The organism is Pseudomonas sp. UBA6699, assembly GCF_002454615.1.
GTDB lineage: Bacteria > Pseudomonadota > Gammaproteobacteria > Pseudomonadales > Pseudomonadaceae > Aquipseudomonas > Aquipseudomonas juntendi.
Map to the genome: position 1 here is coordinate 59,355 of NZ_DKJF01000075.1, position 15,891 is coordinate 75,245.

A 15,891-nucleotide genomic window follows, 5' to 3' on the forward strand; every position below is an offset into this window, starting at 1 on the left:
GATCGATTCAGCCAAGCAAAAAAAACACGATATCAGATTGCTTTCACGCGACTCGATCCTGCTAACCTTGCGCCGCTTTGCCTGCCTTCACCCTATAAGAAAAGGATCACGTTCATGACCAGTACCGTCACGACGGGCGCCCCGGCGAGTACGCCAAGCTTCCTGTCGAAGGAGCGCATCATCGCCCGCCCGGGCTTCAACCGTTGGCTGGTTCCGCCAGCTGCCCTGGCCATTCACCTGTGTATCGGCATGGCCTATGGCTTCTCGGTGTTCTGGCTGCCACTGTCGCAAGCCCTGGGTATCACCGCCCCAGTGGCGTGCGCGGCCGACATGGGCTTCGTGGCCCGCCTGTTCAGCGCCGAATGCGACTGGCCGATTTCCATGCTGAGCTGGATCTACACCCTGTTCTTCGTCTTCCTGGGCTGCTCGGCGGCCGTGCTGGGTGGCTGGCTGGAGCACGCCGGCCCACGCAAGGCCGGCCTGGTATCGGCGCTGTGCTGGTGTGGCGGCATGCTGATTTCGGCCATTGGGGTCAAAACCCACCAACTGTGGCTGATGTGGCTGGGTTCTGGAGTTATCGGCGGTATCGGCCTGGGGCTGGGGTATATCTCGCCGGTGTCGACCCTGATCAAATGGTTCCCGGACAAGCGCGGCATGGCCACCGGCATGGCCATCATGGGCTTTGGCGGCGGCGCCATGGTCGGTGCGCCACTGGCCACCGCACTGATGGGCCACTTTGGCAACGCGCAGGAAGTGGGGGTGTGGCAGAGCTTCGTTGCCATGGCGGCGATCTACTTCGTGTTCATGACTGCCGGCGCCCTGGCCTACCGCGTGCCGCCCACCGGCTGGAAGCCTGAAGGCTGGACTGCGCCGCTGAAAAAAGCCGGCAACACCATGGTCACCGACCGCCACGTGCACGTCAGCGTGGCGTGGAAAACCCCGCAATTTGCGCTGATCTGGCTGGTGCTGTGCCTGAACGTGTCTGCCGGCATCGGTATCATCGGCATGGCTTCGCCGCTGCTGCAGGAAGTGTTCGCTGGCAAGCTGCTGGGCAACGAGCTGACCTTCAGCGAGCTGAACGCCGCGCAGCTGGCGCAGATCGCCGCGATCGCCGCCGGCTTCACCGGCCTGCTGAGCCTGTTCAACATCGGTGGCCGGTTCTTCTGGGCATCGTTCTCCGACTACATCGGGCGCAAGAACACCTACTTCGCTTTCTTCGCCCTGGGCGTGGGCTTGTACAGCCTGGTGCCGAACATGGGCCACCTGGGCAATGTGGCGCTGTTCGTGGCGGCGTTCTGCATCATCCTGTCGATGTATGGCGGTGGCTTCGCCACGGTGCCGGCGTACCTGGCCGACCTGTTCGGTACGCAGATGGTCGGTGCCATTCATGGGCGCCTGCTGACCGCCTGGGCGGCTGCAGGGGTGCTGGGGCCAGTGCTGATCACCTACCTGCGCGAGTCGCAGCTGGCAGCCGGGGTAGAACGCGCGGCAGCCTATGACATGACGCTGTATATCCTTGCCGGGCTGCTGGTGCTGGGCTTTATCTGCAACATGCTGGTGCGGCCGGTTGCCGACAAGCACTTCATGAGCGATGCCGAGCTGGCGGCCGAGCGGGCGTTGAGCCATGACAAGGGCGCCGATGGCGCGCGCTCGCTGGAGTGGAAAGCCGCGCCTGGTAGCCTGCCACTGGTGCTGTTGGCCTGGGCAGTGGTGGTTGTACCGTTGGCCTGGGGGGTGTGGATTACCCTGCAGAAGACGGCGGTACTGTTCCATTGATGAGTGATACAGCCGGCTGAATTTGCCGGCTGTACCGGCCCTATCGCCGGCAAGCCAGCTCCCCCAGGTCCACCCTAGGCTTTGAACACGGTGGGGCCTGTAGGAGCGGCCTTGTGTCGCGATGGGCTGCAAAGCAGCCCCCTTCACCCGGTTGTATAGACCTGTAGCGCTATCAACCCCCCGTCATTGCTCGCTTTGCCATATGTCATCCGCGTTTCAAGCTGGCGCGTTCTGGGCCTATAATGGCACCCTTTTCGCCCAATGATTTTGCGGAGCTGGTGATGGTCGAACGTAAGGCTTCCGTCGAGCGCAATACCCTGGAAACCCAGGTCAAGTGCTCGATCAACCTCGATGGCAGTGGCAAGGCCCGATTCGATATCGGTGTGCCTTTCCTGGAACACATGCTGGACCAGATCGCCCGCCACGGGCTGATCGATCTGGATATCGAGTGCAAGGGTGACACCCATATCGACGACCACCATACCGTCGAAGACGTTGGCATCACCCTGGGCATGGCATTCGCCCAGGCCATCGGTGACAAGAAGGGCATCTTCCGCTACGGCCACGCCTACGTGCCGCTGGACGAAGCGCTGTCGCGCGTGGTCATCGACTTCTCGGGCCGCCCAGGCCTGCAAATGCATGTGCCGTATACCCGGGCCAGCGTCGGTGGCTTCGATGTCGACCTGTTCCAGGAGTTCTTCCAGGGCTTCGTCAACCACGCCCTGGTTACCCTGCACATCGACAACCTGCGTGGCCACAACACTCACCACCAGATCGAAACCGTGTTCAAGGCGTTCGGCCGTGCCCTGCGCATGGCGGTCACCCTGGACGAGCGCATGGCCGGCCAGATGCCGTCCACTAAAGGGTGCCTGTAAATGCAGACGGTAGCCGTAATCGACTATGGCATGGGCAACCTGCACTCGGTGGCCAAGGCGCTCGAGCACGTCGGTGCCGGTAAAGTGCTGGTGACCAGTGATGCGGCGGTCATCCGCGAGGCGGATCGCGTGGTGTTCCCTGGGGTAGGTGCGATTCGCGACTGCATGGCCGAAATCCGCCGCCTGGGCTTCGACAGCCTGGTGCGCGAAGTCAGCCAGGACCGGCCGTTCCTGGGCATCTGCGTGGGTATGCAGGCACTGCTCGAACACAGCGAGGAGAACACCGGCGTCGACTGCATCGGTTTGTTCCCCGGCCAGGTGCGCTTCTTCGGCAAAGACCTGCAAGAAGACGGCGAGCACCTGAAGGTGCCGCACATGGGCTGGAACGAAGTCAGCCAGACCATCCACCACCCGCTGTGGCACGACATTCCGGACCGCGCACGTTTCTATTTCGTGCACAGCTACTACATCAATGCCGGCAAGCCGGGCCAGGTGGTCGGCCGTGGCCACTACGGCGTCGATTTCGCTGCCGCACTGGCCGATGGCTCGCGCTTCGCCGTGCAGTTCCACCCAGAGAAAAGTCATACCCATGGCCTGCAGCTGCTGCAGAATTTCGTCGCCTGGGACGGGCGTTGGTAAATGAGCAGGTCAAAGACCAAGGCCCCGATCATCACCCTGGCCCCTGAGCAGGAGCGCGACGCGCTCGCTACGCTCAAACGCTTCCTCGAAGACCGTTTCGAGCTGGAGCTGGGGTCTTTCGAGGTGGCTGAGGTCCTTGAGCTGTTCAGCAAAGAAATTGCACCCCATTACTACAACAGGGCGATTGCCGATGTTCAGCTGCACCTCAAGGAGCGGTTCGAGAGCATCGAAAGCGATCTGTGGGCGCTTGAAAAAAGCTGAAAGTTGCAAGCTTCAAGCTGCAAGCCGAAGCTGGATCGCCTATCGAATACACGACGCGCATTGCTTGCAGCTTGTCGCTTGCAACTTGCCGCTTGAATTGACGAAGGAAAGAGCATGCTGATTATCCCCGCTATCGATCTGAAGGACGGTGCCTGCGTGCGCCTGCGCCAGGGCCGTATGGAAGACTCCACGGTATTTTCCGACGACCCGGTGAGCATGGCCGCCAAGTGGGTCGAGGGTGGCTGCCGCCGCCTGCACCTGGTCGACCTGAACGGCGCCTTCGAAGGCCAGCCGGTCAACGGTGAAGTGGTCACTGCCATTGCCAAGCGCTACCCCACCCTGCCGATTCAGATCGGCGGCGGCATTCGTTCGCTGGAAACCATCGAGCACTACGTCAAGGCTGGCGTCAGCTATGTGATCATCGGCACCAAGGCGGTCAAGCAGCCAGCGTTCGTCGCCGAGGCGTGCAAGGCCTTCCCGGGCAAGGTCATCGTTGGCCTGGATGCCAAGGACGGCTTCGTCGCCACCGACGGCTGGGCCGAAGTCAGCTCGGTGCAGGTGATCGACCTGGCCAAGCGTTTCGAGGCCGATGGCGTTTCGGCGATCGTCTACACCGACATCGCCAAGGACGGCATGATGCAAGGCTGCAACGTGCCATTCACCAAGGCATTGGCCGAAGCCACCTCGATTCCGGTAATTGCCTCGGGCGGCATTCACAACCTGGGTGACATCAAGGCTCTGCTGGACGCCAAGGCCCCTGGCATCATCGGCGCCATCACCGGCCGTGCCATCTACGAAGGCACCCTCGACGTGGCCGAGGCCCAGGCCTTCTGCGACAACTATTGAATAGGAGCGGCAAGCTGCAAGCTGCAAGCTGCAAGAGAAAAGCCGGACCGCGTACTGCTTTATCTTGCAGCTTGCCGCTTGAAGCTTGCAGCTGCCCCCAGGAGCTTCCATGGCTTTAGCTAAACGCATCATCCCTTGCCTGGACGTGGACAACGGCCGGGTGGTCAAGGGCATCAAGTTCGAGAACATCCGTGATGCCGGCGACCCGGTGGAAATTGCCCGTCGCTACAACGAGCAGGGTGCCGACGAAATCACTTTCCTCGACATCACCGCCAGCGTCGATGGCCGCGATACCACCCTGCATACCGTCGAGCGCATGGCCAGCCAGGTGTTCATCCCGCTGACCGTGGGCGGTGGCGTGCGTACCGTGCAGGACATCCGCAACCTGCTCAATGCCGGGGCAGACAAGGTGTCGATCAACACCGCCGCGGTGTTCAACCCGGAGTTCGTGGGCGAGGCGGCAGACCGTTTTGGCTCGCAGTGCATTGTCGTGGCCATCGACGCCAAGAAGGTGTCCGGGCCGGGTGAAGAACCCCGCTGGGAAATCTTCACCCACGGTGGGCGCAAGCCGACCGGGCTGGATGCGGTGGCATGGGCGAAGAAGATGGAGGGCCTGGGTGCCGGCGAAATCCTGCTGACCAGCATGGACCAGGACGGCATGAAGAGCGGCTTCGACCTGGGTGTTACCCGGGCCATCAGCGATGCGCTGGGTATTCCAGTGATTGCCTCGGGCGGGGTGGGTAACCTGCAGCACCTGGCTGACGGTATTGTGCAAGGGCATGCCAGCGCGGTGTTGGCGGCCAGCATTTTCCACTTTGGCGAGTACACGGTGCCGGAGGCCAAGGCCTACATGGCAGCGCGCGGGATCGTCGTTCGCTGAAACATTGATTGGGGCTGCTTGGCAGCCCTTCGCGGGTACGCCCGCTCCTACACTGTGGGAGCGGGCGTGCCCGCGAAAGGGCCGCAACGCGGCCCCAATTGCATCACCCGTGGTTCTTGCCAAGCAGTGCGTGATACAGCTCGGTATCCCCCAGAATCCCCACCAGTTTGTCGTTCTCCTGCAGCACCAGCTTGTTGCCGGTGTGGTAGCGAATCTGCAGCGCTTCACGCATGCCGATGTCCGCATGCACCAGCGTCGGCCGACGCCCCAGGCCTTCCACCGACTGCCCCGGCGCCCATTGCTGCATCTCCAGGCCGTTTTGCCCTTGGCGTGCGCGCTTGATCGAGTTGCCTTCGCCCAGGTCCAGCCACGAGTCGCCGCTCGGGTCGAGGCACACCGAACCATTGACCCGTTTGCAGTTGTCCAGGCTGCGCATCAGGCTGCGGCCGCAAAGTACGTTCAGCGGGTTGGTGTGGGCGACGAAGGTACGCACGTACTCGTCGGCCGGGTTTAGCACGATTTCTTCCGGCTTGCTGTACTGGATGATCCGGCCGTCTTTCATGATCGCGATACGGCTACCCAGCTTCAACGCCTCGTCCAGGTCATGGCTGACGAACACGATGGTCTTGCTCAGTTTGGCCTGCAGGCCCAGCAGTTCGTCCTGCAAGCCCTGGCGGATCAGCGGGTCCAGTGCCGAGAAGGGTTCGTCCATCAGCAGGATGTCGGCGTCCATCGCCAGCGCGCGGGCCAGGCCAACACGTTGCTGCATGCCGCCCGACAGTTCGTCCGGCTTCTTGTTGCGCCACTGGGTCAGGCCCACCAGCTCAAGCTTCTCGTCGACCAGCTTGCGCCGTTCCTTTTCTGGCCGGCCCTGCATTTCCAGGCCAAAGCTGATGTTCTCGCGTACCGTCAGCCAGGGCATCAGGGCAAACTTCTGGAACACCATGGCAATGCGCTTGGTGCGCATCATTTTCAGCTCGGCCGGGGTGCAGTGGGCGATGTCGATGTGCTTGCCTTCATGTTCGACAAACAGCTTGCCGCGGCTGACGGTGTTCAGGCCGTTGATGCAGCGCAGCAGGCTCGACTTGCCCGAACCGGACAGGCCCATCAACACGCAGATCTCGCCCTTCTGGATGTCCAGGTTGGCTTTTTCGACGCCCACCACCAGGCCGGTCTGCTTGAGGATCTGCTCGCGAGTCTGGCCTTTGTCCAGCAGTGCCAGCGCCTCGCGTGGCTTGTTGGAGAAAATGACGTCGACGTCTTCGAAACGAATGATGCTCATGCTTCACCCCTTACCGGCAGTTCCGGTTGCTTGCAGATACGGTCGAGCATGATCGCCAGCAGCACGATCGCCAGGCCCGCTTCGAAGCCCAGGGAAATATCGGCGGTGTTCAGTGCGTTGACCACAGGTTTGCCCAGGCCGTCAGCGCCGACCAGGGCGGCGATCACCACCATCGACAGCGATAACATGATGCACTGGGTAACGCCGGCGGCGATGCTGGGCATCGCATGCGGCAGTTCGATACGGGTGAGCAGTTGGCGGCGCGAGCAGCCAAACGCCTTGCCGGCGTCCATCAGCTCCTGCGGTACGTCGCAGATGCCCAGATAGGTGAGGCGGATAGGGGCGGCGATGGCGAACACCACGGTCGAGATCAGCCCTGGCACCACGCCCAGGCCGAACAGCGTCAGGGTGGGGATCAGGTACACGAAGGTGGGCACCGTTTGCATCAGGTCGAGCACCGGGCGCATGGCGGTGTAGAACATGGGTTTGTGCGCGGCGACGATGCCCAGCGGCACACCGATGGCCACGCACACCACGGTGGCGAAGGTCACTTGTGCCAGGGTTTCCATGGTTTCCTGCCAGTAACCCAGGTTGAGAATCAACAGGAACGACAGGGCGACGAATGCGGTCAGCGACCATTTACGCTGGATGAGGTGCGCCAGGGCGGCGAACAGGGCGGTGAGGACGAACGGGTTGAACCAGGTCAAGGCACTGGTGACGCCGTGGATCATGAACTCCAGGCCCTGTGCGATGGCGTCGAAGTAATTCGCGCCGTGCAGGGTCAGCCATTCAACGAACGAGGCGATGTACTGACCCAGCGGTATTTTCTGATCGATAAGCATGATAGCGAGCTTCCACCTGCATAGATTGAACTCAACCCGGGGCAGGCACGGTCCTGCCCCGAGGTAGCGCTATGGCGAATTGCGTTATTGCGTCAGCTTGGCCTTGGCCGCCTCCAGGCCGGGTTTGCCATCCACGGTAGTCACGCCGGCCAACCAGGTGTCCAGCTTGCCTGGGTTGTCCTTGAGCCATTTCTTGGCAGCGGCCTCGGGCTTCATCTTGTCGTCCAGGACGTAGCCCATCATGATGCTTTCATCCTTGAGCTCGAACGACAGGTTCTTCAGCAGTTGGCCAACGTTGCTGCACTCCTGCACGTAGCCTTTGCGGGTGTTGGTGTATACGGTCGCCTTGCCGAAGTCGGGGCCGAAGTATTCGTCCCCTCCGGTCAGGTACTGCATCTTGAAGCGGGTGTTCATCGGGTGCGGTTCCCAGCCCAGGAACACCATGGCTTCGCCACGTTTCTGCGCCCGGTCGACCTGCGACAGCATGCCGGCCTCGCTGGACTGCACCAGCTTGAAGCCGGCGTCTTTCAGGCCGAAGGCGTTCTTGTCGATCATGCTCTGGATGGTGCGGTTGCCATCGTTGCCGGGTTCGATGCCGTAGATCTTGCCGCCCAGCTCCTTCTGGAACTTGGCAATGTCGCTGAAATCCTTCAGGCCCTTGTCATACAGCGCCTGGGGCACGGCCAGGGTGTACTTGGCGTTTTCCAGGTTGGCGCGCACGGTGTCCACAGTGCCGGCGTCGCGGTACTGCTTGATATCGTTTTCCATGGTCGGCATCCAGTTGCCGAGAAACACGTCCAGGTCCTTGCCGGTAGCCAGCGACTTGTAGGTCACTGGTACCGAGATCATGGTGGTGTGGGTTTTGTAACCCAGTGCTTCGAGCACAACGCTGGTGGTCGCAGTGGTGACCGTGATGTCGGTCCAGCCGACATCGGAGAAACGAACCGTCTGGCACTGCTCGGGCTCGGCGGCCTGAGCCAGCAACGGTGCGGACAGCAACGCAACCAGCAACAGCGAGGGTGTACCTTTCATGGGTGGACTCCTGAGATTTTGTCTTCGGGTTCGCGTGGGTCGCCGAACGTTCTGACGGTCCGGTCGACCAGGCCTGCAGAGGGCAGGATGCGTGGCCGTGCTTTACGAGTCGCTTTCGATAATCCTCCACCGCCGGGCAATCGCCTACTGGTAGGGTCGTATCCAGTACGGAACGGGTCGTATCCAGTATGGGCGATGTCGCTTATGGATTTTTCCAACCCCTCGCCCGCATTTTTGCGTCAACAGGCCGATGGAAAACGGCGTGTCGGGCCCATTCCCCAGGTGAAACCGGTGCGGCGCTGCTGGACAAAATGGCGTCGGTTGCAGACGGCGAGGCGGCCGGTAAAAGCCCGATGATGCTGGCAATTCAAGGCGGCCCTGCTTGAGCCTAGCAGCTACCCCGCCGTGCGCATGGCGCGCACAGACAAGCCCAGCAAGAGGTGATTCGGTAATGGCCATCAGCGTGTTCGACCTGTTCAAGATCGGTGTCGGGCCTTCCAGCTCCCACACCGTCGGCCCCATGCGTGCTGGCGCCCTGTTTGTCCAAGGGCTGCGCGAGCGCGGCGAGTTGGAACGGGTGCGGCGGATCGAGGTGCGCCTGTATGGCTCGCTGTCGGCCACCGGCGTCGGCCACGGCACCGACAACGCCACCATCATGGGGCTGATGGGGGAATGGCCAGACGCCATTGACCCGACCCAGATCGTGCCGCGCATCGCCGACCTGCGCGAAACCAATACCCTCAAGCTGGACGGGCGCCTGCCTGTCGAGTTCGTGTGGGCGCGCGACATGCTGTTGCTGGACGAGAACCTGCCCTACCACCCCAACGCCATGACCTTGGTTGCCGAAGGCGAGCAGGGCGAGTTGCACCGTGACACCTATTACTCGGTGGGTGGCGGCTTTGTGGTGGATGCCGCGCAGGCCGCCAGTGGTGTGCTGGATGCCGACCAGACCGTGCTGCCGTACGATTTCAACAGCGCCGCCGAGCTGCTGCAGCTGTGCAAGCAAAACGACCTCAGCGTGTCGCAATTGATGATGGCCAACGAAAAGGTCTGGCGCAGTGAAGAAGAGATTCACGCCGGCTTGCGCAAGCTCTGGCAAGCCATGCAGGAATGCGTCAACAACGGCCTGAAATACGAGGGTACGTTGCCCGGTGGGCTCAATGTGCGCCGCCGCGCCGCCAAGCTGCACCGCAGCCTGCAGGAGATCGGCAAGCCCAACGTGATCGGCTCGACCATGAGTGCCATGGAGTGGGTCAACCTGTTCGCCCTGGCTGTCAACGAAGAGAACGCCGCAGGCGGGCGCATGGTGACGGCGCCGACCAACGGCGCGGCGGGCATCATCCCGGCGGTATTGCACTACTACATGCGCTTCAGCGATGAGGTGGATGAGTCCAGTGTTACCGATTTCTTCCTGGGCGCTGCGGCGGTCGGCATCCTGTGCAAGAAGAACGCCTCCATCTCCGGCGCCGAAGTAGGCTGCCAGGGTGAGGTCGGCTCTGCCTGCGCCATGGCCGCTGCCGGCCTTGCGCAAGTGTTGGGCGCGACCCCGGCGCAGCTGGAAAACGCCGCGGAAATTGCCCTGGAGCACAACCTGGGGCTCACCTGCGACCCGGTGGGCGGGTTGGTGCAGGTGCCGTGCATCGAGCGCAACGCGATTGCTGCGGTAAAAGCCATCAACGCGGTGCAAATGGCCCTGCGTGGCGATGGCGAGCACTTCATTTCCCTCGACCAGGTGATCCGTACCATGCGCGACACCGGTGCCGACATGCACGACAAGTACAAGGAAACCTCCCGCGGTGGCCTGGCGGTCAGTGCCATCGAATGCTGATGTTCCAGTAGGCACCCAGGGCCTCTTGGCGGTTGAACCCGGCAAGAGGCCCTCGCGTTTCAAGGCAGCGCAAAATGCCTGCCAATGCTCCTTTATGGTGCGCTCGAATCTGCCAATTGCCGGATGTCGTAATCAGTGTGGGGCTTGTCGGTGACACTAAACAGTGTCGTTTCTGGGCAACTGCCCCATGGCGTGTCACCAAACTGCTCAGCCGTTACCCGCACGGCGCCTAGCACGGCTGTTTGAGACAACTTGGCCAGCACCTCCAAAGCCTATGATTTGCCTGACAAAGGGGTCGTTTTCAGGTTTTTTTGGATGGCCATTCAATTTCAGGCACGGCGTTTGCGTAGGTAATGGTCACCCACCCCCCGGCATGTGGCGGGGGCAATAACAAGAAAATGAGTGCCCGCCTGAGGCACATCCAGCATTTGTGTGAGGAGAAACCGCGATGACGTCCTACACCTCCGGGACCCCGTCCCAGAACCGCACAGCACCCCAGTCCATCGGGTTTCTTCTATTGGACAATTTCACCCTGATTTCCCTGGCTTCGGCTGTGGAGCCCCTGCGCATGGCCAACCAGCTGTCCGGCCGCGAACTGTACCGCTGGCACACGCTGACGGTCGATGGCGGCCAAGTGTGGGCCAGCGATGGTTTGCAGATTACCCCGGACGCGGCCATGCACAGCGCCCCTGCGATCGACACTGTGATCGTCTGCGGCGGTGTAGGCATTCAGCGCACCGTGACCCGCGAGCACGTGACCTGGCTGCAAGCCCAGGCGCGTCAGTCGCGGCGCCTGGGTGCCGTGTGCACGGGCAGTTGGGCCTTGGCCTGTGCCGGCCTGCTCGACGGCTTTGACTGCAGCGTGCACTGGGAATGCCTGGCCGCCATGCAGGAGGCCTACCCACGGGTCAACATGAGTACCCGGCTGTTCACCCTCGACCGCAACCGCTTCACCAGCTCTGGCGGCACCGCGCCGCTGGACATGATGCTGCACCTGATCAGCCGCGACCACGGCCGCGAGCTGTCGGCGGCCATTTCCGAAATGTTCGTCTACGAGCGCATTCGCAACGAGCAGGATCACCAGCGCGTGCCGCTCAAGCACATGCTCGGCACCAACCAGCCGAAGTTGCAGGAAATCGTCGCGCTGATGGAAGCCAACCTGGAAGAGCCGATCGACCTGGACGAGTTGGCGGTGTATGTGTCGGTGTCGCGGCGCCAGCTCGAGCGGTTGTTCCAGAAGTACCTGCACTGCTCGCCGTCGCGCTACTACCTGAAGCTGCGCCTTATCCGCGCCCGGCAGCTGCTCAAACAGACACCCATGTCGATCATCGAAGTGGCATCGGTGTGCGGTTTCGTCTCCACGCCGCACTTCTCCAAATGCTACCGCGAGTACTTCGGCATTCCGCCGCGTGATGAGCGCGTGGGCTCCAACACCACGCAGCAGGTGGCAATGATGCCGATTCCGCAGGCCATGACCTTGTCGCCGCACAGCGGGCCGATGGCTGCCCTGAGCCAGGCGCGCAACGAGTCGACTTTTGCCAGCGTAAGGCTCTGATACCGAGTCGCCTGCTTCGCGGGCACGCCCCACAGGTAAGGTGCAATCCTCGAGACTTGTGCGGTCCCTGTGGGAGCGGGCGCGCCCGCGAAGAGGCCCGCACTGGCAATATAAATACATTGGTTGATAATGATTCTCGACTACGGGTAACATCGCCGCCCCCGAAACACTCTGGCATACCACCCCGTGGCGGACGACAAACTCCAGCTCTACCTGGCCCATCGGGCGGCATTGCTCGACTATGCCGCGCCGATCGTCGGCTGCCGCGCGCGTGCCGAGGATGTGGTGCAGGAAGCCTGGCTGCGCTTCAGCCGGCAGCAGGACGACGCCGACATCCGCCACCCGGCCAGCTACCTGTACCGCATCGTGCGCAACCTGGCCCTCGACCAGACCCGCCGCAGTGCCACCGAAAAGGCCCAGCCTGGCGGCGACGAGATCCTCGCCGAGTTGCCGTCCAGCAGTGCATCGCCCGAACAGGCGGTCACCCAGCAGAACGAACTCAGCGCCATCAGCCGCGCGCTTGAAGAACTGCCCCTGCGCACCCGCGTGGCCTTCGAGATGCACCGCCTGGGCGGTCATACCCTGCAAGAGGTGGCCAGCCACCTGAACGTCTCGGTCAGCCTGGTGCACCAGCTGGTGCGCGACGCCCTCAGCCACTGCATGGCGCGGCTGGAGGATGACCTGTGAAAAAACACCAGGCTGCCGCGTCTTTTGCTGAACGGGGCGACTCTGTGCGACCCTTCGCGGCCTTCGCACCTTCGAGCCCCCAGGAGCCTTGCCCGACATGACGTCAGCAGACCTCATCACCCGTCGCCGCGAGCAGGCCCTGGACTGGTTGCTGCGCTTGCAGCAGGCCCCGCACGATCCGCTGCTGCGCGGTGAGTTCGAGCAGTGGTGCGCGAGCGACGCGGCCAACGCCGAGGCCTATCGCAAGGCCGAGCGGGTCTGGCAGCTCACTGGGCAGCTGGCGCCGACCACCACCGAGCAATGGCCCAAGGCGCCGGTGGTGCAACTACCTGCGCGGCGGCGTCGCTGGTGGCTGGGCGCTGCTGTTGCGGCCTGCCTGCTGATCGCCGTCGCGCCCTCCTTGAGCCTGCGTCTGCAAGCCGACTACCGCACCGCCCAGGGCGAAACCCGCGATATCACCCTGGCCGACGGCAGCGTGGTGCAGATGGACAGCGACACAGCCATTGCCGTGGACTATTCCGGCGGTCATCGCGACGTGAAGCTGCTCACGGGCCAAGCGTTCTTCGAGGTCAAGCCCGACAAGGCCAAGCCGTTCCATGTGCGCGCCGATGCGATCAAGGTGACGGTGACCGGCACCGCCTTCAACGTAGCGCTGCGGCCGGGCAGGGCGGGGGTGGATGTGCAGCATGGCTCGGTGCGGGTAGAAGATGCTGCTGATGGGCATGTGCTCTCGGATGCCCTCACGGCCGGAGAGCGCTTGCGTTATGTCGAGGGCATCGTACAGGTAAAAACCTTCGTGCCTTCGCAGGCAGCGGCTTGGCGTCAGGGGCAGTTGATTGCCGATGACCAGCGCGTAGCAGAGCTGGTGCAGGAGCTGGCGCGGTACCTGCCGGGACAGGTGGTGCTGCGCGATGAGGCGTTGGGCAACAAGCGTGTCACTGGCGTGTATGACCTGCGCAAACCTGAGGCGGCCCTGCGAGCGGTGATTCGGCCCCATGGGGGTGTAGTGCGCAGTTATGGGCCTTGGCTGTTGGTATCAGCGAAGCCTTGATGATATAGGGCGCCGCTAGCTAAGAGAGGGGGAGAGAGCCTCGGCGCAGAGAGGGCTCTCTAGAGAATTACATAGTACATCGCACTGCTAGGTAGCCTAACTTTCTAGTTTGATCTTGAAGTCGGATAGTAATACGTCCCCTCTTGAGCTCAAGGACTCGATGGAAACCATCACCGGGAAGTCATCGTAGGTCAGATAAAATCTCTCTTTGTCAATAGTCACCTCCCATACTCTTATGTCGATAGCGTCAGTTTTTTTATCGATGTTGCCATCAAGTAGATTAAGTACTGCTTTTGCATATTCCGGGAAGTCATCCCAATTTATGTGTGAAGTTAAATTGAGGCAGGCTCGCCCAGAGTGCATGGTTTCTATGTTTAAAGCGTCCAGTCTTAGGCTGTTCATTAAAATAAGTCTCCACCGCCGGAGCGAGTTGCGCTCTCGATGATTTGCTCAAAAGACTTGCCTTTTTCAACAAGCCATTCAAATGTTGGTCCGAGTTTATCGCCGTATTTTCCTATGTTGCGCTCGTCAATTGTTTTCAAAAGGTCTGGAGGTGTAAACTCTCTGTACTTTAACTTGATTTTTGTGCGGGAGGAATAGGCGAATTTTGCAATCGCCTCAAGGCTCTCTGTCGAGCCTCTCATTGCGGCTACACGTTGCTGCAGATCGAAAACTTCTCGGACATACAGCTGTCTCAGTGCAGGTAGGTTCCCGAAATCACCATCGGCTCTAAATCGAACGTTCTCCCATTTTGGGGCCTCAAATTCGGTTGATGTCCTGATTTTTGTTAAGGCTTGTCCTGATGGTGGCTGCAGTTCCGGGTGCGACAATATTGCGATCTGGTTCTTGCCTAGCCAAGAGGCTAGTGCGCTGTTTGTCAGTTCAGCCTGGAAATTCAGACTTCTGGAAGCAATGCTTTCCATGCTGTTGGAAATGCCGGAGTTGATCGGACCGCGCAATAGGTAAGCGACTATTGCAGAGAGTAGCAATTGGATCAGTTGCTCCTGTCCTCTGGCCAGTTGGTTGGCGGCTCGGCTTATCATCTCCTCTCGTCGAGCTGCAGATCCTCCGGTTGGATCAAGCCCACTCGGTAATCCATCCTCGGACTGCCAGGCAGTAATAATACCATCTTGAAGTGTGGCTAGGCATTGAGGTGCTCCAAGAAGGAAGTACTCAGTGATTGCTGATAAGCCTAAGCCGACAAGTACGAGATTGCCAACTTCCAGTCCAATAGCGCCTCCGGCAATCGCACCGGGAGCTGCTCCTGCACCAAACGCCAGTGAGCCAGCAGCCCCGCCTACAATGGAACCAATGGCTATGCTGCCTCCAAGAATCATGGATACTTCTTTTGCAAGCGTGCGAAGTATGTCGATTATCTGGTTTATGTTAATCGCTGACCAATGTTGCCTGACTCGCTCTAAAAAAATAGGCTCTGCGCGGTAAAGTGCCTCGCGGACGGCATCAATTCGATCTCCTCCTATGCTCCCATAAGCTCGATCAAATTGATGGTTTAAACGTCGTGTAAATCCATCCCAGCTGTGGGTAGTATCATACCAAGACGTTTGAATGCCTTGGTTTAACTCGCCAAATTTGGTTTCAAGATTTCGCTCTATTTCGTCCCATGTTGGGATCCTGTTTAAAAAGTCCATTTACTCGATCTTCCTTGTTACATCCAGTTCAGCTAGTTGGGGCCTTCCACACGTTTTGGGTTGGCTGGCATTTTGTTGCCTTGCTTTACATCTGCATGAGTTGACGGGATTATAGTTTCTAGCTGGATTTTGGCGGCTTTTGAAGGGCTCGGCTATAAACGTTACGTTTATCGATGGCCGATCTCGCTGACAGGCTTCGCAGTTGATCGCCGATGACCAGCGTGTGGCTGAGGTGGTGCAGGTGCTGGCGCAATACCTGCCGGGACAGGTGGTGCTGCGCGATGAAGCGTTGGCAACAAGCGTGTCACTGGGGTTTATGACCTGCGCAAGCCTGAGACGGCCTTGCGCGCGGTGATCCGGCCGCATGGTTGAGAAGTGCGCAGTTATGGGCCCTGGCTGTTGGTGCTCGGTAAGCCTTGAGATCAGCGGGGGCCTCCGTGTGTTCACCGTGAGATTTTCAGCGCCTGTGAGATCGAGCGCCGCACGGGCGGCGCTCGATCTCACAGGCGCCAGAGCACTCAAGACGGGCCCTTCTAAAACCCACCACGATCCCCAAAAAAATAATTTCACAATTTCCTGAAAATTCCCCGCACTGCCCCGTCTTCTCCCTCGCGCGCAACAACTGATATCGATTCGTATTCAATTTTGCTGCCCGGCGACTGTCCGGGGCGGGGATGTGGGATGACTC

16 protein-coding genes are annotated in these 15,891 nt (G+C 60.8%); 11 read left to right on the forward strand and 5 right to left on the reverse strand.

From position 1 onward, the window contains the following. Positions 1 to 114: 114 nt before the first annotated feature. The 6 genes from B3361_RS14075 to hisF all read left to right on the forward strand — a co-directional run bounded on the left by B3361_RS14075 (position 115) and on the right by hisF (position 5,277). Positions 115 to 1,776 (forward strand): OFA family MFS transporter, encoded by a 1,662-nt coding sequence (locus B3361_RS14075; protein WP_054905003.1) that lies wholly within the window; start codon positions 115 to 117, stop codon positions 1,774 to 1,776. A gap of 281 nt (positions 1,777 to 2,057) precedes the next feature. Then, positions 2,058 to 2,651, forward strand: a complete 594-nt coding sequence (gene hisB, locus B3361_RS14080; protein ID WP_009682881.1) for an imidazoleglycerol-phosphate dehydratase HisB — start codon at positions 2,058 to 2,060, stop codon at positions 2,649 to 2,651. Then, positions 2,652 to 3,290: an imidazole glycerol phosphate synthase subunit HisH gene (hisH, locus tag B3361_RS14085; protein WP_009682882.1), complete on the forward strand. Its 639-nt coding sequence runs from the start codon at positions 2,652 to 2,654 to the stop codon at positions 3,288 to 3,290. Next, positions 3,291 to 3,551 (forward strand): DUF2164 domain-containing protein, encoded by a 261-nt coding sequence (locus B3361_RS14090; protein ID WP_009682883.1) that lies wholly within the window; start codon positions 3,291 to 3,293, stop codon positions 3,549 to 3,551. Positions 3,552 to 3,665: 114 nt separating this feature from the next. Then, positions 3,666 to 4,397: a 1-(5-phosphoribosyl)-5-[(5-phosphoribosylamino)methylideneamino]imidazole-4-carboxamide isomerase gene (hisA, locus tag B3361_RS14095; protein ID WP_009682884.1), complete on the forward strand. Its 732-nt coding sequence runs from the start codon at positions 3,666 to 3,668 to the stop codon at positions 4,395 to 4,397. Between the two features lie 109 nt (positions 4,398 to 4,506). Next, positions 4,507 to 5,277, forward strand: a complete 771-nt coding sequence (hisF, locus tag B3361_RS14100) for an imidazole glycerol phosphate synthase subunit HisF (protein WP_054905002.1) — start codon at positions 4,507 to 4,509, stop codon at positions 5,275 to 5,277. A 103-nt stretch (positions 5,278 to 5,380) separates the two neighbouring features. Here hisF and choV read toward each other — a convergent pair whose 3' ends face one another. The 3 genes from choV to B3361_RS14115 form a co-directional block, all read right to left on the reverse strand. Continuing rightward, on the reverse strand, positions 5,381 to 6,559 hold the full coding sequence (gene choV / locus B3361_RS14105; RefSeq protein ID WP_009682886.1) for a choline ABC transporter ATP-binding protein: 1,179 nt from the start codon (positions 6,557 to 6,559) through the stop codon (positions 5,381 to 5,383). Continuing rightward, positions 6,556 to 7,404: a choline ABC transporter permease subunit gene (gene choW, locus B3361_RS14110; RefSeq protein WP_172828412.1), complete on the reverse strand. Its 849-nt coding sequence runs from the start codon at positions 7,402 to 7,404 to the stop codon at positions 6,556 to 6,558. Before choW ends, choV begins: the two co-directional genes overlap by 4 nt. A gap of 81 nt (positions 7,405 to 7,485) precedes the next feature. Further along, the gene (locus B3361_RS14115; protein ID WP_286920256.1) at positions 7,486 to 8,433 is read right to left on the reverse strand and encodes a choline ABC transporter substrate-binding protein; all 948 of its coding nucleotides are present in this window, start codon (positions 8,431 to 8,433) and stop codon (positions 7,486 to 7,488) included. 451 nt (positions 8,434 to 8,884) lie between these two features. On the opposite strand from B3361_RS14115, the gene B3361_RS14120 reads away from it, so the two are divergent. From B3361_RS14120 to B3361_RS14135, 4 genes are all read left to right on the forward strand, one after another. Next, positions 8,885 to 10,261, forward strand: coding sequence for an L-serine ammonia-lyase (locus B3361_RS14120; RefSeq protein WP_054912522.1), 1,377 nt, complete (start codon positions 8,885 to 8,887; stop codon positions 10,259 to 10,261). A gap of 448 nt (positions 10,262 to 10,709) precedes the next feature. After that, positions 10,710 to 11,816 (forward strand): GlxA family transcriptional regulator, encoded by a 1,107-nt coding sequence (locus tag B3361_RS14125; protein ID WP_009682890.1) that lies wholly within the window; start codon positions 10,710 to 10,712, stop codon positions 11,814 to 11,816. Positions 11,817 to 12,002: 186 nt separating this feature from the next. After that, positions 12,003 to 12,503: a sigma-70 family RNA polymerase sigma factor gene (locus B3361_RS14130; protein ID WP_054905527.1), complete on the forward strand. Its 501-nt coding sequence runs from the start codon at positions 12,003 to 12,005 to the stop codon at positions 12,501 to 12,503. A gap of 97 nt (positions 12,504 to 12,600) precedes the next feature. Beyond that, on the forward strand, positions 12,601 to 13,554 hold the full coding sequence (locus tag B3361_RS14135; protein ID WP_054905528.1) for a FecR family protein: 954 nt from the start codon (positions 12,601 to 12,603) through the stop codon (positions 13,552 to 13,554). Between the two features lie 96 nt (positions 13,555 to 13,650). Here the strand turns inward: B3361_RS14135 and B3361_RS14140 are convergent, their stop codons facing one another. Next, positions 13,651 to 13,956, reverse strand: a complete 306-nt coding sequence (locus B3361_RS14140; protein WP_054905529.1) for a DUF3630 family protein — start codon at positions 13,954 to 13,956, stop codon at positions 13,651 to 13,653. Continuing rightward, the gene (locus B3361_RS14145; RefSeq protein ID WP_154211109.1) at positions 13,956 to 15,203 is read right to left on the reverse strand and encodes a DUF6861 domain-containing protein; all 1,248 of its coding nucleotides are present in this window, start codon (positions 15,201 to 15,203) and stop codon (positions 13,956 to 13,958) included. The genes B3361_RS14140 and B3361_RS14145 overlap by 1 nt, the downstream gene beginning before the upstream one ends. 202 nt (positions 15,204 to 15,405) lie before the next feature. Between B3361_RS14145 and B3361_RS14150 the strand changes: the two genes are divergently transcribed. Then, entirely contained in the window at positions 15,406 to 15,558 is a 153-nt protein-coding gene (locus tag B3361_RS14150) for a hypothetical protein (protein WP_177331340.1), read from the forward strand. Positions 15,559 to 15,891: the final 333 nt, after the last annotated feature.